The 24082-nt window shown below is 67.5% G+C and carries 24 protein-coding genes; 8 read left to right on the forward strand and 16 right to left on the reverse strand.

Annotated elements, in window-relative coordinates; genetic code table 11:
- Positions 1–5: 5 nt before the first annotated feature.
- Positions 6–1904 carry an ATP-binding protein gene (locus B4A39_RS06755; protein ID WP_292034626.1) on the forward strand — a complete coding sequence of 633 codons (1899 nt, stop codon included), beginning with the start codon at positions 6–8 and terminating at the stop codon, positions 1902–1904.
- Here B4A39_RS06755 and B4A39_RS06760 read toward each other — a convergent pair.
- Together B4A39_RS06760 and B4A39_RS06765 are read right to left on the reverse strand one after the other, a co-directional pair.
- The gene (locus B4A39_RS06760; RefSeq protein WP_292034628.1) at positions 1901–2311 is read right to left on the reverse strand and encodes a very short patch repair endonuclease; all 411 of its coding nucleotides are present in this window, start codon (positions 2309–2311) and stop codon (positions 1901–1903) included. The two genes, B4A39_RS06755 and B4A39_RS06760, sit on opposite strands and share 4 nt — an antisense overlap.
- Before the next feature lie 23 nt (positions 2312–2334).
- Complete coding sequence (locus B4A39_RS06765; protein ID WP_292034630.1) at positions 2335–2823, reverse strand: peroxiredoxin; 489 nt, start codon at positions 2821–2823, stop codon at positions 2335–2337.
- A gap of 138 nt (positions 2824–2961) precedes the next feature.
- Between B4A39_RS06765 and B4A39_RS06770 the strand changes: the two genes are divergently transcribed.
- Positions 2962–3528, forward strand: coding sequence for a YqgE/AlgH family protein (locus B4A39_RS06770; protein WP_292034632.1), 567 nt, complete (start codon positions 2962–2964; stop codon positions 3526–3528).
- Here the strand turns inward: B4A39_RS06770 and B4A39_RS06775 are convergent.
- From B4A39_RS06775 to coxB, 11 genes are all read right to left on the reverse strand, one after another.
- A complete protein-coding gene (locus tag B4A39_RS06775) occupies positions 3525–5192 on the reverse strand; it encodes a putative bifunctional diguanylate cyclase/phosphodiesterase (RefSeq protein ID WP_292034634.1) in 1668 nt (555 codons plus the stop codon). The two genes, B4A39_RS06770 and B4A39_RS06775, sit on opposite strands and share 4 nt — an antisense overlap.
- Entirely contained in the window at positions 5189–5812 is a 624-nt protein-coding gene (locus tag B4A39_RS06780; RefSeq protein WP_292034636.1) for a GNAT family N-acetyltransferase, read from the reverse strand. Before B4A39_RS06780 ends, B4A39_RS06775 begins: the two co-directional genes overlap by 4 nt.
- A gap of 42 nt (positions 5813–5854) precedes the next feature.
- On the reverse strand, positions 5855–7069 hold the full coding sequence (locus B4A39_RS06785; RefSeq protein ID WP_292034637.1) for a M16 family metallopeptidase: 1215 nt from the start codon (positions 7067–7069) through the stop codon (positions 5855–5857).
- 50 nt (positions 7070–7119) lie between these two features.
- Complete coding sequence (locus B4A39_RS06790) at positions 7120–7842, reverse strand: SURF1 family protein (protein ID WP_292034639.1); 723 nt, start codon at positions 7840–7842, stop codon at positions 7120–7122.
- Positions 7839–8186 (reverse strand): DUF983 domain-containing protein, encoded by a 348-nt coding sequence (locus B4A39_RS06795; RefSeq protein ID WP_292034641.1) that lies wholly within the window; start codon positions 8184–8186, stop codon positions 7839–7841. Before B4A39_RS06795 ends, B4A39_RS06790 begins: the two co-directional genes overlap by 4 nt.
- 59 nt (positions 8187–8245) lie before the next feature.
- On the reverse strand, positions 8246–9124 hold the full coding sequence (locus tag B4A39_RS06800) for a cytochrome c oxidase subunit 3 (protein WP_292034643.1): 879 nt from the start codon (positions 9122–9124) through the stop codon (positions 8246–8248).
- A 58-nt stretch (positions 9125–9182) separates the two neighbouring features.
- Positions 9183–9746, reverse strand: a complete 564-nt coding sequence (locus tag B4A39_RS06805) for a cytochrome c oxidase assembly protein (RefSeq protein ID WP_292034645.1) — start codon at positions 9744–9746, stop codon at positions 9183–9185.
- Positions 9743–9976: a hypothetical protein gene (locus tag B4A39_RS16410; RefSeq protein WP_312217509.1), complete on the reverse strand. Its 234-nt coding sequence runs from the start codon at positions 9974–9976 to the stop codon at positions 9743–9745. Before B4A39_RS16410 ends, B4A39_RS06805 begins: the two co-directional genes overlap by 4 nt.
- Positions 9977–9980: 4 nt before the next feature.
- Positions 9981–10958, reverse strand: coding sequence for a heme o synthase (locus B4A39_RS06815; protein WP_292034726.1), 978 nt, complete (start codon positions 10956–10958; stop codon positions 9981–9983).
- Positions 10959–11021: 63 nt separating this feature from the next.
- The gene (ctaD, locus tag B4A39_RS06820; RefSeq protein ID WP_292034646.1) at positions 11022–12674 is read right to left on the reverse strand and encodes a cytochrome c oxidase subunit I; all 1653 of its coding nucleotides are present in this window, start codon (positions 12672–12674) and stop codon (positions 11022–11024) included.
- Between the two features lie 23 nt (positions 12675–12697).
- A complete protein-coding gene (gene coxB, locus B4A39_RS06825) occupies positions 12698–13669 on the reverse strand; it encodes a cytochrome c oxidase subunit II (RefSeq protein ID WP_292034648.1) in 972 nt (323 codons plus the stop codon).
- Positions 13670–13918: 249 nt separating this feature from the next.
- Here coxB and B4A39_RS06830 point away from each other — a divergent pair, with 249 nt between their 5' ends.
- From B4A39_RS06830 to tldD, 4 genes are all read left to right on the forward strand, one after another.
- A complete protein-coding gene (locus B4A39_RS06830) occupies positions 13919–14335 on the forward strand; it encodes a PadR family transcriptional regulator (RefSeq protein WP_292034650.1) in 417 nt (138 codons plus the stop codon).
- Positions 14332–14898, forward strand: coding sequence for a DUF1700 domain-containing protein (locus tag B4A39_RS06835; protein WP_292034653.1), 567 nt, complete (start codon positions 14332–14334; stop codon positions 14896–14898). The genes B4A39_RS06830 and B4A39_RS06835 overlap by 4 nt, the downstream gene beginning before the upstream one ends.
- A gap of 21 nt (positions 14899–14919) precedes the next feature.
- Entirely contained in the window at positions 14920–15699 is a 780-nt protein-coding gene (locus B4A39_RS06840; protein WP_292034654.1) for a GIN domain-containing protein, read from the forward strand.
- A 114-nt stretch (positions 15700–15813) separates the two neighbouring features.
- Positions 15814–17244, forward strand: a complete 1431-nt coding sequence (tldD, locus tag B4A39_RS06845) for a metalloprotease TldD (protein WP_292034655.1) — start codon at positions 15814–15816, stop codon at positions 17242–17244.
- On the opposite strand, the gene B4A39_RS06850 is transcribed toward tldD, so the two are convergent.
- Entirely contained in the window at positions 17241–18206 is a 966-nt protein-coding gene (locus tag B4A39_RS06850; protein WP_292034657.1) for a TraB/GumN family protein, read from the reverse strand. The genes tldD and B4A39_RS06850 overlap by 4 nt on opposite strands.
- A gap of 148 nt (positions 18207–18354) precedes the next feature.
- On the opposite strand from B4A39_RS06850, the gene B4A39_RS06855 reads away from it, so the two are divergent.
- Positions 18355–20391, forward strand: a complete 2037-nt coding sequence (locus B4A39_RS06855) for a TonB-dependent receptor plug domain-containing protein (RefSeq protein WP_292034661.1) — start codon at positions 18355–18357, stop codon at positions 20389–20391.
- 92 nt (positions 20392–20483) lie between these two features.
- On the opposite strand, the gene B4A39_RS06860 is transcribed toward B4A39_RS06855, so the two are convergent.
- Positions 20484–22190 carry a peptide MFS transporter gene (locus B4A39_RS06860; RefSeq protein ID WP_292034662.1) on the reverse strand — a complete coding sequence of 569 codons (1707 nt, stop codon included), beginning with the start codon at positions 22188–22190 and terminating at the stop codon, positions 20484–20486.
- Between the two features lie 294 nt (positions 22191–22484).
- Here B4A39_RS06860 and B4A39_RS06865 point away from each other — a divergent pair, with 294 nt between their 5' ends.
- The gene (locus B4A39_RS06865) at positions 22485–23651 is read left to right on the forward strand and encodes an N-acetyltransferase (protein ID WP_292034664.1); all 1167 of its coding nucleotides are present in this window, start codon (positions 22485–22487) and stop codon (positions 23649–23651) included.
- Between the two features lie 18 nt (positions 23652–23669).
- Here B4A39_RS06865 and mscL read toward each other — a convergent pair whose 3' ends face one another.
- The gene (gene mscL / locus B4A39_RS06870) at positions 23670–24080 is read right to left on the reverse strand and encodes a large-conductance mechanosensitive channel protein MscL (RefSeq protein ID WP_292034667.1); all 411 of its coding nucleotides are present in this window, start codon (positions 24078–24080) and stop codon (positions 23670–23672) included.
- Positions 24081–24082: the final 2 nt, after the last annotated feature.

Raw genomic sequence — 24082 nt, forward strand, 5'->3', positions numbered from 1 at the left:
GTCGCATGACGCAAGCCGCCGCCGACGCCCTGACCATCTGGGCGCCCGCCATTCGCCAACGCCGCAAGGCGATGCTGCAACGCATCGTCATGGGCGCAGCGACCGCTCTGGTGTTCAGCCCCATGCTCGGCTGGCGCTTCAGCGCCATCTGGCTGGTGCTCTACGTGCTGATCCAATGCCTGGAGGTCGAGGTGTTCCGCCCCGTGGTGGCGGGCAAGGTCGCCGAGCCGGTCGGCTGGCGTGGCTTCTACGGCGATCTGGTGCTGATGCTGAACGCCGGCTTCTTCGGCCTCATCGCCGTGCCCCTGTGGATTCTGGGCGGCGCCATGGGCGGAGTGGCGGCCTCGGTCCTGCTCTCGGCCGGGATGATCAACTCGGTCATCATGTCGGGCGGATCCATGCGGATCTTCGCCTGCACCGTCCTGCCCCAGCTGGCGATCTTCGCCCTGACCCCGCTGTTCATGGCGCAACTGGGCGCGCCGCCCCACATCGTCACAGCCGTGGCGGTGGCCATCCTGACCTACACCGCCTTCTGCCTGAACACGCGTCGTCACCTGTTCCGCGCCAACCGCGCCGAGACCGCCGCTCGCATTGAAGCCGACCGCAAGCGCTCCGAAGCCGAAGCCGCCATGGCCAGCCGCGGCGCCTTTCTGGCGGCGGTCGCCCACGACCTGCGCACCCCGATCAGCGCCATTCTGACCGGCGCCGACGAACTGGAGCGCGACGGCAAGACGGGCTCCGCGCGGCAGCAGGTCGCCCTGATCACCGACGCCGGCCTGATGATGAAGGCCCTGCTGGACGACCTGCTGGACCACGCTCGCCTCGACGCCGGACGCATGAGCGTCGACAGTCGCGACTTCGACCTCCGCCTGTTGGTGTCCCAGACCGCTCGCCTGTGGCAGGCCCCCAGCCGCGCCAAGGGCCTGCGCCTGCGGATGGAGGGCGCACGGTTCCTGCCGCGTATGGTTCGCGGAGACGCCATGCGGCTGCGTCAGGTTCTGAACAACCTGATCTCCAACGCCATGAAGTTCACCGACGAGGGGGCGATCACCCTGCGTCTGCAATCCTGGCCCGACGAACACGGCGCCCATGTCCTGCTGATCGACATCGAGGACACCGGACCAGGCATGACCGCGGCCCAGCTTCGCCGCCTCTTCAACGCCTTCGACCAGACCGCCGACGGCGTAGCGGCGCGTTTCGGCGGTTCGGGCCTGGGTCTCAGCATCAGTCGCGACCTGATCGAGCTGATGGGCGGCCGCCTGACCGTGCGCAGTACGCCGGGCCAGGGTTCCATCTTCACCCTGTCGCTGAGCCTGCCGCGCGGCGCGGCTGTGGAAGCACCGCCCGCCAGCCTGACGCCCGAGGCCCGCGCCACGATCACCCGCACCCTGGCCCGATCGGCGACGAGCGACCTGCCCGCCGTCCCGCAATCGGAAGCCGGTGTATCCCCTCCAGCGCCGACGCCCCACGACGCTTCATCCAGTGACGATGACCTCTCGGCCGCGCCGCTCCGCGTGCTGGTCGTTGACGATCACGCCATCAACCGCCGCGCCATCCAGTTGATCCTTCAGTCCGTGGACTGCGAAATCGCCATGGCGGAAGACGGTCTGGCCGCACTGGAAGCCTGCAAGCGGGCCGAGTTCGACGTGATCTTCATGGACGTGCGGATGCCCGAGCTGGACGGCCGCGAGACCACCCGGCGGCTGCGCGCCAGCGGCGGACTGAACGCCGCCGTCCCGGTGATCGCCGTCACCGCCGACACCGCGCCCGAGGACATCGCCGCCTGCACCGCCGCCGGGATGAACTATTTCGTGTCCAAGCCCCTGACGCCCGGCGCACTGCTGGGCGCCCTGTCCCAGGTGCTGAACGAGGCCGCTGACGCCGCCGAGAGCGCGGCGGCCTAAGGCTCCCTGATCTCGGCGGCCAGGGCTTCCGCGAAGCCGGGCTCACGCAGGCGACATTCCCACACGACCAAAACCCGCCAGCCAGCGGCCGTCAGCGCCGCTTCCACGCGGGCGTCTCGCGCACGGTTCCTGTCAATCTTGGCGTTCCAGTAGTCGGCGTTGGCCTTGGGCTTTCGCGCGCCGCGCGGACAGTCGTGGCCGTGCCAGAAGCAGCCGTGGACGAAAAGCGCGACCTTGCGTCCCTTCATCACAACGTCGGGCCGTCCGGGCAGGCCGCAGCCGCCCAGACGGTATCCGATCCCGGCGGCGCGCAGCATCCGCCGGACCTTCAGTTCGGGCGCGGTGTCGCGCCCCTTCACCCGGCGCATGACCACGCTGCGCTTTTCCGGGGTGAAGACGTCTGTCACGGATCACTCCATGACAGGCAAGATTACAGCTGGGCCAGCAGGTGCTCGGCCGAGGACACCTTGAACTCGCCGCCCTGCTCGATGTTCAACTGATCGACCACGCCGTCCTTGACCAGCATCGAGTAGCGCTGCGAGCGCTCGCCCATGCCGAAGCCCTTGGCGTCCAGAGCCAGGCCGACGCTGCGGGTGAAGTCGCCGTTGCCGTCGGCCAGCATGACGATGTCGTCCGTGCCGTTCAGATCATTGGCCTGGGCCCAGGCGCCCATGACGAAGGCGTCGTTGACCGAGAGGCAGGCCACGGTGTCGACGCCCTTGGCGCTCAGGTCGGCGCGGCTGTCGACATAGCCCGGCAGGTGACGCGCCGAGCAGGTCGGGGTGAAGGCGCCGGGAACGGCGAACAGGGCCACCGTCTTGCCGCCGAACAGTTCAGCCGTGGTGACCGGCTTGGGGCCGTCGGCGGTCATGGTGGTCAGGGTCGCTTCGGGGATGCGATCGCCGATCTGAATGGTCATGCAGGGTCTCCGGGCTGAAGGGCCCGGGACATCCGGGCGACGTTCACCCCCTCAGATAGAGAGCCCGGCCATGATCGCCAAGGCGGCTTCGACGCCTCCTGTCTTGCGCTGGAGCCATCGCCCCCCGATGATAGGATCATGACCGCCTTCTCTTCCCTCACCGGGCGTCTTCTGGTGGCCATGCCGGGCATAGACGACGACCGTTTCCGCCACGCCGTCATCCTGATCTGCGCCCACGACGACGATCACGCCATGGGCCTGCGGCTGGACCAGCCTGCTCCCGGCGTCACCCTGTCCGACGTGCTCAAGAAGCTGGACACCCCCGTGGCCGACGCCATGGCGGACCATTCGGTGTTGATCGGCGGGCCGGTCGAACGCGAACGGGGTTTCGTCCTGCACACCGATGACTGGAGCAATGACGACGTCACCCTGACCTTCGGCGACGGCCTGGCCGTGACCGGCACCCGGGACGCCCTGTCGGCCATGAGCGAGGACGACGGCCCGCGCCAGTCCATCCTGCTGCTCGGCTACGCCGGGTGGGGCGAGGGCCAGTTGGAGGAAGAGCTTTCCGAAAACGTCTGGCTGACCGCCGACGCCGATCCGGACCTGATCTTCGACGCCGACTATACGACCAAATGGGCCCGCGCCCTGGCGGGTCTGGGCGTCGACGCCGCGCGTCTGTCGGCCCAGAGCGGGCGGGCCTAGGCCGACCGCGCCTTGATCGGCGCCGTGCCGTCGGCCAGGGACTCGTTCAGATAGACCTCGGCTTCCACGGCCGGCAGGGCGGGCGCATAGCCGAAGCCCTGACCGTAGTGGCAGCTGGCGTCCAGCAGCAGACCTGCCAGCTCGGCGTTCTCCACACCCTCCGCGACGACTTCCAGCGACAGGTCGCGGCCCAGGTTGACGACCGACTTGACGATCTTGGCCGAGCCTTCGTCCTTGTTCATCGTCAGCACGAAATAACGGTCGATCTTCAGCGTATCGAAGGGCAGACGCGCCAGATAGGACAGCGAGGAGAAGCCGGTGCCGAAGTCGTCCAGCGCCAGGCTGGCCCCCGCCTCGCGCAGCTTCGTCAGCACCTCGGCGGCGTGCGCGGTGTCGCGCATGATGTCCCCCTCGGTGACCTCCAGCTTCAGGGCGCCGCGCGGCAGGCCCGTTTCCTGAATGATGCGGGCCACGTCCTCGACCAGATGATCCCGCTCGATCTCGCCGACCGACAGGTTGACGCTGCAGAACAGCGCGCCGGCGCTGGGGTGACGATGCAGCCACTCGGCCAGCTGGCGCGAGGCCTGGGTCATCATCAACAGGCCCAGCTCGTTCATCAGGCCCATTTCATCGGCCAGGGCCAGAAACTCGTCCGGCGGCACCAGGCCGCGTTGCGGATGGCGCCAGCGAACCAGGGCCTCGAACCCGGCGACCGCGCCGGTCTTCAGATTGACGATCGGCTGATAGAAGGGCTCGATCTCGCCGCGCACGAAGGCGTTGCGCAGATCCGCTTCCAGCGCCAGTCGCGACAGGCTGTCGGATTCCAGCGCCCGGCCATAGGCCGCAGCCCCGCCGCGTCCCGCTGTCTTTGCCTGCTCCACCGCCAGTTCGACGCGGCGCAGCAGCTCGGCGGGGTCGGGGGCGTCTGGTCCGCCCTCGGCGGCCACGGCGCCGATCGAAACGGTCGGATAAATGTCGAAGCCGGCGACCCGCAGCGGCTGTTCCAGCGCGTCGCGCATCCGCTCGCTGGCGCCCGTGATCCCGCGCGGCGCCAGAACGGCGAACTCGTCCTCGCCGATGCGGGCGGGCGAACAGTCCTGCGCGAAGGCGGCCGCCAGACGCGAGCCCAGGGCCGACAGCACCAGATCGGCGCGCTCGTGCCCCAGCGCCTCGTTCAGACGTCGCAGGCGATCCACGTCGGCCACGACCAGCTCATAGTCACCGGGCTGGGCCAGGGTCTCGGCCACGCGGACCAGGAAGGTGCGGCGGTCCAGCAGACCGGTCAGGGTGTCCCGGTCGGCCCCGGCGAACTTGGTCTCCAGCGCCACGACGCCCGCCGCGCGCAGGCCGTCCTCCAGCCAGACGCCGCGCCACAGGCAGGTTTCGCAGCCGCGCATGCGCAGCCGTACCGCGATCTCGGACCCCTCGGCCTGGGGCTTGAGCAGTCGGTCGGCCAGGGCGCGATCCTGCGGCATGGCCAGGGCGGCGAAGGCCGCGCCCGAACACTCCGGCGCCAGGGGTCCGAGCCCCAGCGAACGGGTCGCGCCGGTAAAACGTATCTGGTCGTCGGCCGGCGTCCATATCCACAGCGCGGCGTCGGCCGCAGCCAGCGCCTCGATCGCTGTGGTCGGGTCCCAAGCCAGCGCTCTGGATCGTGTGGTCAAAGCGATTCCCGGGTGTAAGAACTGGACGCGGCAGGGTCTGGGACGAACTCGTCCTGAACAATCCCGAACAGCAGATGATCTGCCCATGCGCCGTTAATTTTCAAATAAGCTTTCGCCAGTCCTTCGTGGCGAAAGCCCGCCTTCTCAAGGACGCGGCGCGAGGCCTGGTTGCCCGGCACGCAGGCCGCCTCCACGCGGTGAAGCTTCAAGGCCTCGAAGGCGAAGGCCAGCATGGTCCTCGCCGCCGCCGTGCCCACGCCCTGCCCGGCGTGCGGCTGACCGATCCAGTAGCCGAGGGTTCCGGTTTCAGCCACGCCGCGCCGGATGTTGGACAGGGTGATGGCCCCCATCAGGGTCTCTTCCTCAGGATCGAAGACAAACAGCGGCCAGGCCGTTCCCAGCTCCATCTCGCGGGCGTAGACGCCAAGACGGCGGCGGAAGGCCGCCCGCGTCAGATCATCCTCGGCCCAGGCGGGCTCCCAGGGCTGCAGATAGTCGCGAGACCCGCCGCGCAATTCGGCCCATTGCGCATAGTCCGACGGACGCGGCGGGCGCAGCAGGACCGCCTGTCCGCCCAGGACCGGTCCAGTCGTCTCCGCCATCCAGTCAAACAGGGCCATGGGCGCAGACTACCTCAGCACGCGCCCGACGCCAGCCACGACTTATCGGCCCGCCAGCCGAGCGCTGAAGGCGGCACCCGCAGGCCCCGCCGCCCTTGGCCCCAGCACCGCCGCGGCTGAACGTCCCGCCTCGATCATGGACCGCCCCACAGCGCGCAGGTCGTCGCTGGTCTGGGCCAGAATCCGCGCCGCGCTGTCCTCGGACGACACCGGCGCGCCGAAGATCAGGGTCTGGGCGGCGTTCCGGCCGGCGCGGCTGGCGGGGCTTTCGTCGGCCATCCACAGGGTGGCGTTCAGCACCGCCTTGGCGCGTGACAGTTCGGCGTCGGTGGGGCCCTTCTCGGCCAGGTCCAGCAGCTCGGCGGCGCTGACCTCGGCCAGCTCCACCGCACGGTCGGCGGCGGCGCCGGCGTAGACGCCCAGCAGACCCGCGTCCTCATAGGCTTCCTGATAGGCGTCGATGGCGTAGGCCAAGCCCCTATCCTCGCGCGCGCTCTGGAACAGGCGGGAGGCCATGCCGCCGCCGAGGATTTCGGTGAACAGGCGCAGGGCCGGAAGGCGCGGGTCCAGAGCGCCCATGGTCGGCAACTGGAAGACCAGATTGGCCTGTTCGATCTTGCGCGTCAGCTTCGCCTCGCCGCCGACGAAGACGGCGGGCGCCAGCGGGGCCAGCGGCGTCGCGACCTCCTGGCCGAACCAGAGCTCGGCCAGGGCCAGAAGTTCGTTCTCCTCCACCGCGCCCGACACCGCCACCACCATGCGGTCGGGCGAATAGAGCCGCGCGCGCCAGTCTGCCACGGCGGCGCGGTCGGCCGCCTTCAGGCTCTCGACGGTGCCGAGGATCGGCCGCCCCAGCGCCTGATCCGCATAGGCCCGCGTCTGGGCCATTTCGAAAACGTGGTCGTCGGGAGTGTCGAAAGCCTCGGCGATCTCCTGGGCCACGACGTCCTTTTCGCGGACGATCTCGGCGGGATCGAGCGTGGGACGGAAGACCAGGTCCGAAACGATCTGCATGGCCAGCGGCAGCGAACCGTGCAGGGCGCGAATCTCAAAGCTGGTGCGCTCGTAGCCGGTGGCGGCGTTGATCGAGCCGCCTTCGGCCTCGATCCGCTCGACGATGTCGCGCGCGCCCATGTCGCCGGCGCCCTTGAACACCAGATGCTCCAGCAGGTGCGACCAGCCGGAACGGGCCTCATCTTCCATTCGCGCCCCGCCGCGCACGGCGACGGTCAGGGCGAAGGTCCGCAGACCGGGCATGGGGTCGCAAACGACGCGGACGCCATTAGGCAGGGTGTGAAGTCGAGCGGTCAGAAGTCCAGGTCCTTGCGGGTCATGCGGCGGCGCAGCAGCACCCCGTAGAAGGCGATCAGGGCGACGGCGAGACCGAACCAGGTCAAGGCGTAGCCGAGGTGATTGTTCGAGAAGGCGGCGGGCGGGGCCGAGGGCTTCAGCGCGGCCCAGTCGGGGTTGCTCGAGGTGGTGGCGAAAACGGTGAAGGGCGACACCGCTCCCTCGACCTTGAGGGCGCGGGCCATGGCCTCGGCGTCACGGCCGTAGAAGCGGCCCTGAGCCGGCGGTGGGGTCAGGGCGCTGGGCGCTGGGGCGCGGCGCAGGACGCCGGTGAGGACGACGGGCATGGTGTCGGCCGCAACGACCGGCGGCCGGGCCGACACCTCGGCGGCGACGAACCCGCGGTCAACCAGCAGGGTCGCACCGTCTTCCGCCGCACAGGCCGAGACCAGGCGCACGCCCGCGTCGCCGTCCTCAATGGACTGCAGCTCTACATAGGGCGCCGCCGACAGACCGCGGCAGGTCAGGATAACGCGACGGAATTCAGGATTGTCGGCCTTCAGCGCCTCTGCCAGGGGGACGGGCGGCTGGTCCGTCGCGGCCTCGGCGGCGGCGATCAGCCCTTCTTTCCACTGCATCCGCTGCACCTGCCATACGCCGAGCGCCAGCAGGACACCCAGCAGGATGACGGCGAGGACGGTCAGGACGACGGGGAAACGGGTTCGGGCGGCAGCAGTCATTTCGGGTCTCGGGTTCTCAACATCTGCAGCGCGGTCATCAGCCCCTTGCCGGGGCGCATCAGGCCGAGGGCCAGGGCGGCGACCAGCGGCAGCCAGACGACCAGGTGCAGCCAGAGGGGCGGGCGCCAGGCGATCTCCACCGCGAGGGCCGAAAAGCCGACGAGGAAGCCCGCGATCTGCATGATGAAGGTCGCCGCCCCGTCTCCGGTCTCGACCGAGGCCAGGTCGTAACCACAGGCCTGGCAGGCCGGACGGACCTTCAGGAAGCCCTCGAACAAGGGCCCCTGCCCGCAGGCCGGGCAGCGTCCTAGCACACCCGCGCGGATGGCCTGCCCGCCAAGCAAATCGGCGCGGGACTGTTCGTCCCGCGCCGTTTGAAGTGCAGAGGCTGGATCGCCCGTCTTCACCCGAAGGTGACGTAGACGAAGGCGAACAGGAACAGCCAGACCACGTCCACGAAGTGCCAGTACCAGGCGGCGGCTTCGAAGCCGAAATGCTTCTGCGGGGTCATCTGGCCCGCTTGCAGGCGCAGCAGGCAGACGGCCAGGAAGATGGTGCCGATCAGGACGTGGAAGCCGTGGAAGCCCGTCGTCAGGAAGAAGACCGAACCATAGAGCTTCGAGTGGGTCGCGGCTTCGTTGAAGAAGTAACCCTCGTGCAGGATGTGGTGATACTCATAGGCCTGAACGCCGGTGAAGATCACGCCCAGCAGAACCGTCAGCAGCAGGCCCAGCTTGGCGGCCTTGCGGTCGCCGACCTGCAGCGCATGGTGCGCCCAGGTGACGGTCGTGCCCGACAGCAGCAGGATGACGGTGTTCAGCAGCGGCAGACCCCACGGGTCCAGCAGCTCGACGCCCTTCGGCGGCCAGGTGGTCCACGAGGCGGCGGTGTCGGCCCAGTTGCCGACTTCCGGCGTCAGGGCGCGCGACTCGGTGAAGAGCGCCATGTCGAAGAACATCCAGAAGAAGGCGACGAAGAACATCACTTCCGAGGCGATGAACAGCACCATGCCGTAGCGCAGGCCGATCGAGACGACGGGGGTGTGGTCGCCCTTCTTGGATTCCTTGATCACGTCCGACCACCAGCCGAACATGGCGTAGAGCACGCCCGCCAGGCCGGCGAAGAAGACGATCTTCGATCCTTCCGGCAGGCCAAACAGGCCCTTCATCCAGATGACCGCGCCGATGAACATGACCACGCAGGCCATGGACGAGATCAGCGGCCAGGGACTCGGGTCCACCAGGTGATAATCGTGTTGCGGTTTCGCGTGCGCGTCGGCCATTCCAGGGTCTCTGAATTAAGGCGAGAGATCGTTCTTACAGGGGCTATAGCGTCCGCTATCAGGATTTGCCAGTAGGGGATTGGCCGGAAGCGGCCTGCTGGAACCCTTTGGTGGGGAAGAAGGTGTAGCTCAGCGTGATTTCCCGCACCCCCTTGGATTCCGCATCCGTCGCCATTTCAGGGGCGACGAAATACTGAACCGGGAATTCCTTTGTTTCGCCGGGGCCGATTTCCTGCCCCTCGAAGCAGAAGCACTGCAGCTTCTGGAAATAGGGGCCGGCGCGCTCGGGCACGACGTTATAGGCCGCCGTGGCGTGGATCGGCTGGTCCGAGGTGTTGGTCACCGCGAAATAGGCCATGCCGGTTTCACCGATGCGCACGCGCTGGCTGACCTGCTCGGCCTTGAAGTTCATCGGCAGGTTGCGGACGTTGGTGTCGAACCGGATCAGGACGCTCTGGTCCAGGATCTGCGTCGGCGCCGCCTCGGCCTTCTTCACCGTGCCGTCGAAGCCCGTCACCTGGCAGAAGAGCTGATACAGCGGCACGGCGGCGAAGGCCGCTCCGGTCATACCCATGACCACGGCCGCACAGATGAAGGCGACGAGGTTCTTGCGGTCCTTCACGGCGCCGGCTCCGGCGTCGGGGCGGGAAGCGCCGGATCGGCGCGCTCCAGCGTCGCGGCGGCCGCCGCTTCGGCCGCCTTGCGGGTCTCGGTGTTGCGCTGGAGGTTCACCACGGTGACGATGAAGACCAGGACGATGAAACCTAGCAGGCCCAGGGCGATGGCGACGTTGCGGCGCTTGCGCGCCCGCACTTGTTCTTCGGTCAGTTTGACGAAATTCGGACGGGTCACGCGATCAGGCTCCCAGGCCCGGCAGCTGCTCGACCAGCAAGGCCGAGAATAGCGCCATCAGATACAGGATGGAAAAGGCGAACAGGTTACGGGCCGGTTTGGCCTCGGCCCGAACGTCATACAATGCGGCCTCTCGCCCCACCGCCTCGGCCTTGTCCGGCTGGTCGCCGGCCCGCGAGCGCCACAGACGGAAGGCCAGGGCCAGGAAGAACAGCCCCCCCGCCACCGACACCGCCAGATAGACGACGCCGCCGAGGCCGAGGAAGGCCGGGGCGATGGCCACGGGCACGAAGATCAGGGTGTAGATCAGGATCTGCAGACGGGTCGACTTGGCGCCGCGCGCGACCGGCATCATCGGAATGCCCGCCTTGGCGTAGTCCCCGGCCGAATAGAGCGCCAGCGCCCAGCTATGCGGGGGGGTCCACAGGAAGATGATCAGGAACAGCAGCCAGGCCTGCCAGGGCGCGTCCCCCGTCACCGCCGCCCAGCCGATCACCGGCGGGAAGGCGCCGGCGGCGCCGCCGATGACGATGTTCTGGGGCGTCCGGCGCTTGAGCAGCAGGGTGTAGAAGCCAGCGTAGTAGACGATGGTCAGGGCCAGCAGGCCGCCGGCCAGCCAGTTGGTCGTCATGCCCAGCAGCATGACCGAGAAGATCGACAGGATGACGCCAAACGCCATCGCATCGTTTTTCCGCACGCGGCCGGCGGCGACCGGACGACCGCGCGTGCGGCGCATAAGGGCGTCGGTCTCGCCTTCCAGCGCCATGTTCAGCGCCCCGGCGGCGCCGGCCCCCACGGCTATGCACAGGACGGCGATGGCCGCCAGCAGCAGGTTGGGATGGCCGGGCGCGACCACCAGGCCCGTCACGGCGGTGAAGACCACCAGCGACATGACGCGCGGCTTCAGCAGCTGGAAGAAATCTTCCGGCTGGGAGGTGGTGACGAGCGGGGTCTCGCGAGTGGGGCGGTCGGTCATGGTCATAAAAGCCAAAGGCCGCCCTTCCGGTGACGAAAGGGCGGCCTCTCAAGGGTTATCCGGTTCGGATCAGTGGTTGTCCGCCTTGACCACCGGCAGTTCGTTGAACTGGTGGTGCGGCGGGGGCGACGACAGGGTCCACTCCAGGGTGGTGGCGCCTTCGCCCCACGGATTGGCCTCGCCCTTGCGACGACGGATCGCCGCCTCAGCCAGCATCACCAGGAAGACGGCGACGCCGATGATGGTGATCAGATAGCCGACCGACGAGATGTGGTTCCAGTAGGTGAAGGCTTCCGGATAGTCGATGTAGCGACGCGGCATGCCCTGCAGACCCAGGAAGTGCTGCGGGAAGAAGACCAGGTTCACGCCGACGAACATGATCCAGAAGTGGGTCGCGCCGAGGAACTCGTTGTACTTCACGCCGAACATCTTCTCGAACCAGTAGTAGAAGCCCGCGAAGATCGAGAAGATCGCGCCCAGCGACAGCACGTAGTGGAAGTGAGCCACGACGTAGTAGGTGTCGTGCAGGCTGTAGTCGATGCCGGCGTTCGACAGCACCACGCCGGTCACGCCGCCGAGGGTGAACAGGAAGATGAAGCCCATCGCCCACAGCATGGGCGTCTTGAAGGTGATCGAGCCGCCCCACATGGTGGCGATCCAGCTGAAGATCTTCACCCCGGTCGGCACGGCGATGATCATCGTCGCGGCCACGAAATAGGCGCGCAGGTTGATGCTCATGCCCACGGTGTACATGTGGTGCGCCCACACGATGAAGCCGATGAAGCCGATGGCGACCATGGCGTAGGCCATGGCGAGGTAGCCGAAGATCGGCTTCTTCGAGAAGGTCGAGACAATGTGCGAGATGATGCCGAAGCCCGGCAGGATCATGATGTAGACTTCGGGGTGACCGAAGAACCAGAACAGGTGCTGGTACATCACGGGATCGCCGCCGCCGGCCGGATCGAAGAACGAGGTGCCGAAGTTGCGGTCGGTCAGCAGCATGGTGATGGCGCCCGCCAGAACCGGCAGCGACAGCAGCAGCAGGAAGGCCGTGATCAGAACGCCCCAGGCGAACAGCGGCATACGGTGCAGGGTCATGCCCGGCGCGCGCATGTTGAAGATGGTGGTGATGAAGTTGATCGCGCCCAGGATGGACGAGGCGCCGGCGACGTGCAGCGAGAAGATCGCCAGGTCGAACGAAGGCCCCGTGTGGCCCATGGTGGAGAGCGGCGGATAGGCCGTCCAGCCGCCGCCAAAGCCCTTGCCCGGTCCGCCGTCGACGAACATCGACACGCACAGCAGGATGAAGGCCGCGACCAGCAGCCAGAACGAGATGTTGTTCATCCGCGGGAAGGCCATGTCCGGCGCGCCGATCATGATCGGCGTGAAGTAGTTGGCGAAGCCGCCCATGGTCGCCGGCATGACGACGAAGAAGACCATGATCAGGGCGTGGGCCGTGACCGTGACGTTGTAGCCGTGCTTGGAGGCCTCGACGATCCCCAGTTGCTGGATGATCGTGCCTTCCTTGAACAGCTGGATGCCCGGCTCAGCCAGTTCCCAGCGGATCAGGCCCGACAGGGCGCCGCCCACCAGACCGGTGAAGATGGCGAACACCAGGTACAGAAGACCGATGTCCTTGTGGTTGGTCGACAGGAACCAGCGGGTGAAGAAACCCGGCTTGTGATCGTGATGATCGTCGTGAGTTGCGGCAGCGGTGGCCATGATCTTGGGGCTCTCGCGTCTTGTTACTGGGCGGCCGGCGCGGCGGGCGCGGCAACGGCTGCGGGGGCCGCGGGAGCGGCGTCGGTCGGGGCGGCGGCGGCGTCAGCAGCCGAAGCGGCGACGACAGCGGCGGAGGGCGCAGCTGCTGCGGCGGCGGCTGCAGCAGCATCGTCGGCCTTCTTCGTCATGGAGCCGCCTTTGGAGGCGACCCATGCGGCGAATTCGGCCTCGGTGACGACGTTGATCTGCATCGGCATGAAGGCGTGGTCGACGCCGCACAGCTCGGAGCACTGGCCATAGTAGATGCCGGTCTTCTCGGCCTTGAACCAGGTGTGGTTGATGCGGCCCGGAACGGCGTCGGTCTTCAGACCGAAGGCCGGCAGACCCACGGCGTGGATCACGTCGGAGGCGGTGACCAGTAGTTCGACCGTCTTGCCGACAGGAACCACCATCGGTTCGTCGGCGGCCAGACGATAGAGGTGGGCCGGCGCCCTGTCCTCAGGCGTCATGTTCGAGATGTATTCGGCGATGCCCTGGTCGGGATATTCATAGGCCCAGTTCCACTGGTTGCCGGTGACCTTGACCGTCAGATCGACTTCCGGCGTGTCGTGATAGGCGAACAGCAGGCGGAACGAGAACAGCGAGATTCCCACCAGGATCAGCACGGGCACCACGGTCCAGATGATCTCGATGACCGTGTTGTGGCTCCACTTGGCCGGAACCGGGTTGGCCTTCTTGTTGTAGCGGATGGCGATCCAGATCAGCAGACCCAGCACCAGCAGGGTGATGACCGTGATGATCGGCATCAGCACCACATTGTGGAAGAAGATCGCCTCGTGCTTCAGCGGCGACGCGGCCGGTTGCAGGTCAATTCCGCCCGGGGTCGGTTGACCCAGCAGATCCTGCGCCCATGCCGGCGCGGCGACGAAGGCGGCAAGGGCGGTCGCGGCGACACCGCCTCCGATCCGCGCCATGGCTCGCGTGCCCATCCCCATTCGAATCCTCATAAACCGTTTCGCAGCCGATACTTGCGAGCAATTCGCAAACACCCCCGGGTCCTGGACAGACCTCGGCGTTTCAGGCCGGTCCTTATCGGCTCGGGTTGCGCTTGCCAAGCGATCAAGACGCTCAAGTGGCGACATGCGGCGAAACTTCGGCGGATTAATTCGCTGTCATGTAGCGACAGCTACCTTGCAGCGCACGATACCTTGCGATACCCATTCGTCATCAACGAAGGGAACGCCATGCCCGACTCCATCGACATCCAACTGAAGAAAGGCGTGCTGGGATTATGCGTGCTGGCCCTGCTGGCCCGCGACGACAGCTACGCCTACGAAATCGCCAGCCGCCTGTCCGACGCCATCGGCATGGGGGAAGGCACGATCTATCCGCTGATGCGCCGCATGCAGACGGACGGCCTGGTCGAGACCTATCTGGTCGAATCCTCCAGCGGCCCGTCGCGCAAGTATTATCGCCTGACGGCCGCCGGCCGCGCCGCTCTGGAAGGCCAGACCGCCGAATGGCGAGCCTTCGCCCAGGCCGTCGACGCCCTGGTGGCGAACACCGCGCCGCACAGCGACGCCATAGCCGCAGGCGCGCCGGTCGAACCGGCCGCCCTGACCGACCAATCCGCAGACGCTCAACGGGGAGCTGAACAATGAACCGCGCCGAATTTCTGGCCCGCCTGAAACGCGGTCTGGTCGGGCTGCCGACCACCACGGCCAACGACATCGTCGCCGACTATGAAAGCCACTTCGCCGACGGCGCCGCCGCCGGCCGCACCGAGGCGCAGGTCGCCGAGGCCCTGGGCGATCCCGATCGCCTGGCCCGTGAACTGAAGGCCGAGGCCAGCGCCCAGCGCTGGACCCAGGAACAGTCGCCGCCCGCCGCCGCCGGCGCCATCTTCGGCATCCTCGGTCTGGGGGCGATCGACATCCTGATTTTGCTGCCTATCGCCCTGCCGGTGTTCGGCACCGTCCTGTCCATGCTGATCGGGGGCGTTGCAGTCTTCGTCGCCGGCGGTTTCGTCATGGTGGCCGGCTCCTTCATGGGCCTGCCGGGCGGCGCTCTGGCTGCAGCCCTGCTCGGGGTCGGCCTGATGGGCCTTGGCGTCTTCATGGTCGCCCTGATGGCCCTGCTGACCAAGTGGCTGATCGACGCCACCATCTGGTACGCCCGCCTGCACTACCGGGTGATCAAGCCCGCCCTCGAACCGCAAGCCTGAGCCCAAAGGGAGATTAATGTCATGATCCGCAATCTGCTCATCATCTCCGCCGCTGGCCTGGTTCTGGCCGTTGTCGGCATCGGCGGCGCCTTCGCCGTCGGGGGTCGCGATCTGGCCCGCCATGACTGGACCTGGGTCGTCACCGACGACGAGCCCGGCGACGACGGCTTCACCATCGAACGCGGCCAGGTCTCGCCCGAGATCACCCGCACCATCGCCTGGGTCGACGGCCCGCGCCTGGCCATCGATATTCCGGCCGACGTGATCTACGACCAGCAGGCCGACGCCCCCGGCATCACCGTCTCCGGCGCCGAGACGATCGTGAACCGCGTCCGCTTCTCCAACGGCCGACTGACCCTGGACGAAGGCCCGCGCGGCGACCGCAGCTACGTCCGCTGGACCCGCACCGGCATTCGCGGCTGGAGCGAGACCGACGCCCTGAAGATCGTCATCAAGGCCCCTGCGGTGAAGACCTTCGACCTGTCCGGCCCCACCGAGCTGAAGATCCGTGGTTACGACCAGCCGACCCTGGACGTGACCCTGACCGGGTCCTCGGACGTAAAGGTGCAAGGCCGCACCGAGACGGTGACGGTGGACGTGTCCGGCGCCGGCGACGCCCGTCTGGACGAACTGATCGTCAATGACGCCAAGGTCCGCGTCAGCGGCTCCGGCGACGTCCGGGTCGGCCCCAGCAACAAGGCCGACGTCGATGTCTCGGGCAGCGGCGAGGTGCGCCTGACGCGCCGTCCCGCCGAACTGCGCCAGTCGGTCAGCGGTTCGGGTGAAGTCACGGAAGACTGATCCCCGACTTCCGCACGACCAACGGCCCCTTTCGCTCTGCGAGAGGGGCCGTTCTTCATCCCGTCCCGTGATCTGCCCCGTGACGGAGGCCGGTCGAGCGCCTATCTAGCCTGCATGACCGCAGCCGCCTCCCCCTCCCCCATCCTCGACGCGTCCGGCGTGGCCCCCGACGAGGCCCTGTCGATCCTGCAGACGGCCCTGGCCGGCGCCGACGACGGCGAACTGTTCCTGGAAAGGACCGAGAGCGAATCCCTGGTCTTCGACGACGGGCGGCTGAAGGGCGCCTCCTATGACGCGGTCGAGGGTTTCGGCCTGCGCGTCGTGGCGGGCGAGACCGCCGGCTACGCCCACGCCAACGAGATTTCGGCCGCCGCCATTCGCCGCGCCGCCGACAGCGCCTCCCTGGCCAAGCGCGGCTACGCTGGTCACGCCGCAGAAGCCCCGCGCGCCACCAATCAGAAACTCTATGACGAGGTCGATCCCCTCGCCTCGCCCGGTTTCTCGGACAAGATCGAACTGCTGTCCGAAATCGACGCCTGGGCGCGCGCGCGCGATCCGCGCGTGGTCCAGGTCTCGGCCTCCATCATCGGCGAGCGCCGCGCGGTGGAGATCCTGCGCGCCGACGGCCGCCTGCTCAGCGACGTGCGCCCTCTGGTCCGCCTGAACGTGTCGGTCACCGTCGAGCGTGACGGCAAGCGCGAGAGCGCCTCCTCCGGCGCCGGCGGCCGTGCGGGCTTTGAAGCCTGGATCGCCCCAGACCGCTGGCAAGGCCAGATCGACGAGGCTCTGAGGCAGGCCCTGGTCAACCTCGACGCCATCGACTGCCCGGCGGGCGAGATGGACGTGGTTCTGGGCGCGGGCTGGCCCGGCGTCCTCCTGCACGAGGCGGTCGGCCATGGCTTCGAGGGCGACTTCCACAGGAAGGGCTCGTCGGTCTTCAGCGGCAAGATGGGCCAGCGCGTCGCCGCCCCCGGCGTGACCGTGGTGGACGACGGCTCCATTTCCGGGCGTCGCGGCTCCCTGTCCTTCGACGACGAAGGCACCCCGACCTCGCGCACGGTCCTGATCGAGGACGGGGTCATGGTCGGCCTGATGCATGACCGGCTGTCGGCGCGTCAGCTGGGCGCCAGCGCCACCGGCAACGGCCGTCGCCAGTCCTTCGCCCACATCCCCATGCCGCGCATGACCAACACCTTCATGGAAGGCGGCAAGGATTCCAAGGCCGACATGATCGCCTCGACCAAACGCGGCCTCTACGCCGCCAACTTCGGCGGCGGCCAGGTGGACATCACCAACGGCAAGTTCGTCTTCCAGTGCACCGAGGCCTACCTGATCGAGGACGGCAAGATCACCGCCCCGGTGCGCGGAGCCACCCTGATCGGCGACGGCGCCACGGCCCTGACCCATATCCAGATGATCGGCGACGACTTCGCCTTCGACCCCGGCGTCGGCACCTGCGGCAAGGCCGGCCAGGGCGTTCCCGTCGGCATCGGCCAGCCCAGCCTCAAGATCGGCGGCCTGACCGTGGGCGGCACGGCGGTCTAGGGCGCCGCAGCTTCCGCAACAGCCGCCTTCCATTCCGGCCCCTCGATCTCGTAGCCCTGGGCCGCCAGGGTATCGAGCACGCCTTCCGGCTCGGCCAGGACGCGCAGTTGGGCCACCGCCATGGTGACGCCGGGCTCGCCCAGGGCCGTCTGGACCGCTTCGGCCCACTGGCGGCGCAGCAGGGGCGCGATCTCGGGATCGCCCCACGGCCAGCACAGGCCCAGCGCCTGCTCCAGGGGTTGCGCCATGACCGCGGGAACGCGCCGCGCCCGCCAGTCCGCGATCCGCATCGCCGCCCCCTCCGGCCCGACCTCGGCGGCGGCCAGGGCGCGCTCCACACAGGTCGCATAGGTGGCGGGCGGAGCGGTGATCAGGCTGTCGACGATCTCGTCGCCGCGCACAGTCCCGACCGGCCGCAGCGGTATGCGGGCCTCGCGCGCCACCTTCTTGATGACATCGGTGGCGTTCCGGGTGCGCCCGCGCTCATAGCCGGCGTGATCGCTCATCAGATCCATGCTCAGGATCATCAGGCTGTTGGTGCGCCAGCTGTCGTTCTTCTGATCCGCCATCTCCGTTTCCAGTCGCGCCTGCACCTCTGGCGACAGATAGTCGGCGGTCGTCGTGCCGCGCGGCAGGGTCGCGATCGTGCGGATTCGCCATATCAGGCGCAGGACGTCGGTGACCGAGGCCCGCCCCTCCTGTGGAAACAGGATTCGCTGCGACCGCCGCGTCGCCGCCTCCAGCGCCTCGGGCCGCCATTCGACATCGCGCGGCACGCCGCTGATGGCGCCCACTAGGATCAGGGTGCTGTCGCCGCGCGTCACCTCCCAGACCGGGGCGTCCGTGCGACGGGCCGTGACCACGATCTCGTCGACCGTGGTGGCGACCTCCTGCGCCCATGCGGGCAGAGGCAGGACAAGGCCAAGAACTACAGCCGACATGAGGAAGAGACGAGACATCATGAACCAGTGAATATCAGTAACCAGCCAAGGCGTAATCTGACTATTCGGTAATGCTGTCCGCGATTTAATCCACCTGTCAGGCTTGTAACTGGAGACCAGGCGTTCCTGCCGTCACACCTTCCCCACGACCGAGGGAGAGACCGACGCCATGACCAAGACCATCCTGCTCGCCACCACCGCTGCGCTGGCTTTCGCCGCCGCCTCGCCGGTTCTGGCTGACGCCGCGCCTGCGCCCCAGACCGCCCAGGCCAGCGATCAGGGCGTCCTGGTCTTCACCCCCGACTTCTTCAAGGACGCGCGGCCCAACACCGCCCTGGACATGGTCAACCGGGTGCCAGGCTTCTCCGTCAACGACGGCGACGGCGCCCGCGGGTTCGAAGGCGCCGTCGGCAACATCCTGATCAACGGCGCCCGCCCGGCCTCCAAGAACGACACTGGCTCCAACGTCCTGGGCCGCACGGTGGCGACGCAGGTCGAGCGGATCGAACTGGTGCGCGGCGGCGCCCCGGGCATCGACATGCAGGGCTATTCGGTCGTCGCCAACGTCATCCTGAAGACGACGTCCAGCCGCGAACACGTGCTCACCGCCAACGCCAGCCTGTTCGAGGGCGGCCAGGACCTGTTCGGCGGTTCCTACCAGTTCACGGCGCGCGAGGGCGACCGGACCTGGGGCGTGACCCTGAGCGACGGTATCTCGTCCAGCGACTCCAACGGCGCGGGCTACGTCGTGCGCACCGACGCCAACGGCAACATCCTGCGCAATGAGCAGTATTACAACGACGGCTACGGCGGCGGGAACTCGATCCGGGGCAACTTCTCCACCCCCCTGATGGGCGGCAAGATCGACCTGACGGCGCGTTACGGCATCAATGACTGGCACAACATCAACCTGCAGACCGCGCCCGATATCCGCCGGGAAAGCCTCTACGACGAGGACGGTCACAGCGGCGAGTTCGGCGTCGTCTACACCCGCCCCCTGTCGGAAAAGCTGAAGCTGGAAACCCGGTTCATCCACGAATTCGGCGACTTCGACACGATCTCGACCTCGCGCACCCGCCTTGGCGCGACGGACAGCCCCGAGCAGTTGTTCAACGCCGACGGCAAGTCGTCCGAGACCATCCTGCGCGGCCTGGTTCGCTACGAACGTTCGCCGTCGATGGATTTCGAGACGGGCGGCGAGATCGCCTACAACATGCTGGAGACCGATCAGGCCTACACCGTAGGCGGCGTCGCCGTGCCCCTGCCCTCGGCCTCGGTCAAGGTCGAGGAGACCCGCGGCGAGCTGTTCGGCAAGGCGACCTGGCGGATCAATCCCAAGTGGAGCCTGGAAAGCGGCCTGCGGCTGGAATCCTCGACCATCAGCCAGTCAGGCGACGCTGCACAGGAAAAGAGCTTCTTCTTCGCCAAGCCTCGCATCCTGGCGACCTGGACCCCCATGCCCAACAACCAGCTGCGGCTGCGCTTCGAACGCACGGTGGGTCAGCTGGACTTCGGCGATTTCGCCGCCTCGGCCGAGTTCGCCGACGAGAATGTCTTCGGCGGCAACGTCAACCTGCAGCCGGAATCCCGCTGGGTCAGCGAACTGACCTATGAAAAGCGCTTCTGGGGCGAAGGCATCGTCAGCATCGGCCTGCGCCACGACGAGATCACCGACGCCATCGACCTCATCCCGCTGGAGGGCGGTCTGGCGGCCGTCGGCAACATCGGCGACGGCACCCTGGACCAGCTGGCGCTCAACGTGACCATCCCCACGGACAAGCTCGGCGTCTCCGGCGGCAAGTTCGGGTTCCGGAACACCTGGAACAAGACCGAGGTCACCGACCCTACCTCGGGCGAGACCCGTCCCATCTCGGGCGTTCGCGCGTCGCAGGCCACCATCACCTTCCAGCAGGACATCACTTCGTGGAAGCTGCAATGGGGCGGCGCTTGGATCCCCCTGCTGGGCCAGAAGGACTACCAGCCGGATCAGGTCTCGGGCTGGCGCGGCACCGACTATTACGAGCTGTGGGCCGAATACAAGCCGACCTCGACCCTGTCGATCCGCGGTCAGGTCAACATCTGGAACGACTTCGACGTCACCCGCACCGTCTTCGCCGACCGCGACACGCGCCCCATCGCCTATGTCGAGAACCGTTTCATCGACCCGCGCACCTTCTGGCAGATTCGCGTCCGCAAGACCTTCTGACAACGGGCCCTGGCCCGAACCACCCGCCAAGAAAAAAGGGCGGCGCCTCTTGCGAGGCGCCGCCCTTCTCTTTTGCTTGGGATGTCAGGCGATCAGTGGATGCCCGCCATGCCCTTCTTCAGCAGCGGCGACAGGACCAGCAGGACCACGCCGACGACGACGCCGGTCCAACCGATGGTCCCGAAGATCGAGCCATAGGTCTGCAGCGCCAGCTCGGGGCTGGTCACCACGCCTGCGACGGTGTCGGTCGAGGTGGCCTGAGCGATGAAGCCGGCGGCGATGTGGGCCACCGAGCTGGACAGGAACCAGACGCCCATCATCAGACCCACGACGCGATCCACCGACAGTTTGGTGATCATCGACAGCCCCACCGGCGACAGGCAGAGCTCGCCCATCGTGTGCAGGAAGTAGGTCAGGAACAGGAAGAGCAGCGGAACGCGGAAGTCCACGCCGGCCTGGTTCGCCGACGCCCAGGTCAGCAGCAGGAAGCCCGCGCCGACCAGAACCAGGGCGAAGGAGAACTTGACCGGGGTCGACGGCTCCATGTTGCGCTTGCCCAGCCAGACCCAAAGGGCGGCGATGATCGGGCCGCCGATGACGATGATGCCCGGGTTGAACATCTGGGTCATGGGCGCATTGAACCACGACGGCATGGCGGTCGACTGGTCTGCGAACAGGGTTAGCGACGAACCGGCCTGCTCGAACAGGGCCCAGAACAGGACCGAGAAGAAGATCAGGGTCAGGGCGACCAGCATGCGGCTGCGCTCTGCGCCCCGCAGCTTGAGCACCACATAGCCGACCACCGAGGCGAAGATGACGCCGGCCAGCCAGGGCAGGGCCGTCTCGATGATGTGGTGACGCTGCATCAGCAGCCAGACCGGGAAGACGGCGACCAGGCCGCCGATCCAGAAGATGGCTTCGAACGGCAGGCCGAAGACCTTGCGGGTCTTGAGCATTTCCGGTTGCGGCGGACCGCCGCGGCCTTCCAGCCAGCTCTGGCCGAGGATGAAGGTCAGCAGGCCCAGAAGCATGCCGATGCCGGCCAGGCCGAAGCCGTAGGCCCAGCCGTACTTGATGCCGAGATAGGAGCAGGCCGCGGTGGCGAGCACCGAACCCAGGTTGATGCCGACGTAGAAGATGGTGAAACCACCGTCGCGACGGGGATCGTTCTCTTCATACAGGGCGCCGACGACCGTTGAGATGTTGGCCTTCAGGAAGCCCACGCCGACGATGATCAGCGACAGGGCGAAGAACAGGACCGGCTCCCCAAAGCCAAGATCCCGCACGGTTTCCAGCCTGTAGCCGTCCGTGGCCGTAAAGGCCGGGAAGCCGCCCGCCGCCGGGGCCACGGCCGGAGCCGCGACATCGGCCGCCATGGCCGCCGCCGGTTCGGCGCCGACGCGCGAAATGCCTTCCGGCGAAATCGTGATCTGGGTCCGCTCGTCGCCGTTGACGGCGAAGATGGCGCGGTTCTGATCGCGGCCCTCGACCTGAAGCTCATAGGTCGTGGTGCCGATGGTCAGGTTCTCACGACCGCCGGTGCCCTCGAACGCCATCATGAAGTGACCGGCGACCAGCAGCACGGCGCCGATGATGACGGCCTTGCGCGAGCCCAGATACTTGTCGGCGATCATGCCGCCGACCACCGGCATCAGATAGACCAGCGCCGCATAGGCGGCGTAGATGCCCTGGGCCTCTTTCGGGCCGAACAGGAAGTGCTGGGTCAGATAGAGAACCAGCAGGGCCCGCATGCCGTAGTAGGAAAAGCGTTCCCACATCTCTGTGAGGAACAGGACCACCAGCCCCCGCGGGTGGCCTAGAAACGTCTTGCGAGGCGCTGACAACGCGCCCCCCCCATCCGTCGTGCTCAACGGCGTTCTCCCAAAAACTACGCCCTGACTGGCGCATTAAGGGCGGAGAAACAGCACGACAGGACCGCGCGAACAAGCGTTAACGCCGCGACCCGTCACCGCAATGACGCATTTGTCAGCCCCAGACGCGCGCCTCTTGCGCGCGATGAGCGATGCGGCACGGCCGATGCAACTCAAAGCCATATCGATAGTTGCTGTGCCATAAAGGAATAACACCGTGTCATGATCCGCCCGTTTCAGCCGTCAGACGTTTCCGCAGTAAACGACCTGCACCGCGCGGTGTGGTGGCCGGAGCGGTCGTCTGCGGGCTGGCGATGGCTGGAAGACAACCCGGCGCGCCGCGACCTGGACGCGCCGGCCGGCTGGGTGGTGCCGGACGCCTCGGATGCGCCAGCCGCCTTCCTGGGCAATTTCATTCAGCGGTTCTGGGTCGGCGACCGCGCCGTCTATGGCGCCACCGGCTTCTCCGTCATCGTTCCGCCGGATCAGAAGGGGCGCAGCCGCGATCTGATCGGCGCCTTCGTGCGGCAGCCGGGCTGCTTCGCCCGTTACACCCTGAACGCCAACGCCCGCTCCAGTCCGCTGTACAAGCGGTTCGGCATGATCCCCTGGCCGCCGGCGACCCATGCGCTCAAGCTGTCATGGATCATCAATCCCGCCGCCTGTCTCTACAGCCGGGGCCTCAGAGCCCTTGTGGCGCGTGAACCTCGCGCTGCCCGCTGGCTGGGCGAACAGTTGATGCCGCGCCGCGCCGCCTCCCGCCCTGTCGCCACCGCAGGATCGCCGGGCGGGATCTCGGAACTGCACGATCTGTCCGACGGCTCTCCCTACGATCGCTTCTGGCAGGCGCTGCGCGGACAGGGGCGGCTGGTGGCCGATCGCAGCCCCGCCATGCTGCGCTGGCGCCTGGCGGATCCCGACCTGACGTCCCGGCCGCTTCACCTTGTGCGGCGCCAGGGCGACGAGATCACCGGCCACGCGATCGCCCTTCTCGGCAAGGGCAACTCCATCGAGCCGCCAACGCTGGAGATTCTCGATCTGGAGGCGCTGGATAAAGACCGCGCAGCGATCCCCGCTCTGGTCGCCGCCCTGCTGAAACACGCTCCAGCGCTCGGCGCCGCCAAGGTGCGCCTGCCAATGGTCAGCGAGGGGGTGCTGCACGACTTGGGGTCGCTGGCGCACAGGGCGCGACGCGAGGGCGGATGGGGCCATTGCCACGTCGCCTTCACGCACGACGTCGACGCGGCCGCCGGCTGGCGTCCAACCCCGTTCGACGGCGACTATTCCTTCTGCATTCGCCCCTTGCCCGTCCGATCGCTGCGCGCGCGCCAGCAATGGTTCTCCGACAAGCAGGACCCCACCATGTCGAAGGCCGGCGCGTCGACCTGACGCGCGGCCCTCTCAGGCTCAGGGGCGGGCTTTCAACTCGTCGCGAATTTCCGCCAGCAGGGCTTCCGTGGGCGTCGGGGCGGCGGGCGCGGCCTCGGCCGGTTGTTCGCGGCGCAGCTTGTTGATGGCCTTGACCACCAGGAAGACCACAAAGGCCACGATCAGGAACTGGATCAGGGTGTTGATGAAGGCGCCGTATTGGATAGCCACCTTCTCGACCGCCGTGGTGGCGGGATCCTCGGGCACCAGAACCCATTCCAGCTTGGAGAAGTCCACCTTGCCCAGCAGCAGGCCGATGGGCGGCATCACCACCTGATCGACCAGGCTGGTGACGATCTTGCCGAACGAGGCGCCGATGATGACCCCGACCGCCAGGTCGACGACATTGCCGCGCGCGGCGAACTCACGAAACTCGGTCAGCAGGCTCATTC

Origin of the sequence: Brevundimonas sp. UBA4553 (assembly GCF_002387245.1) — a bacterium.
Taxonomy (GTDB): Bacteria; Pseudomonadota; Alphaproteobacteria; order Caulobacterales; family Caulobacteraceae; genus Brevundimonas.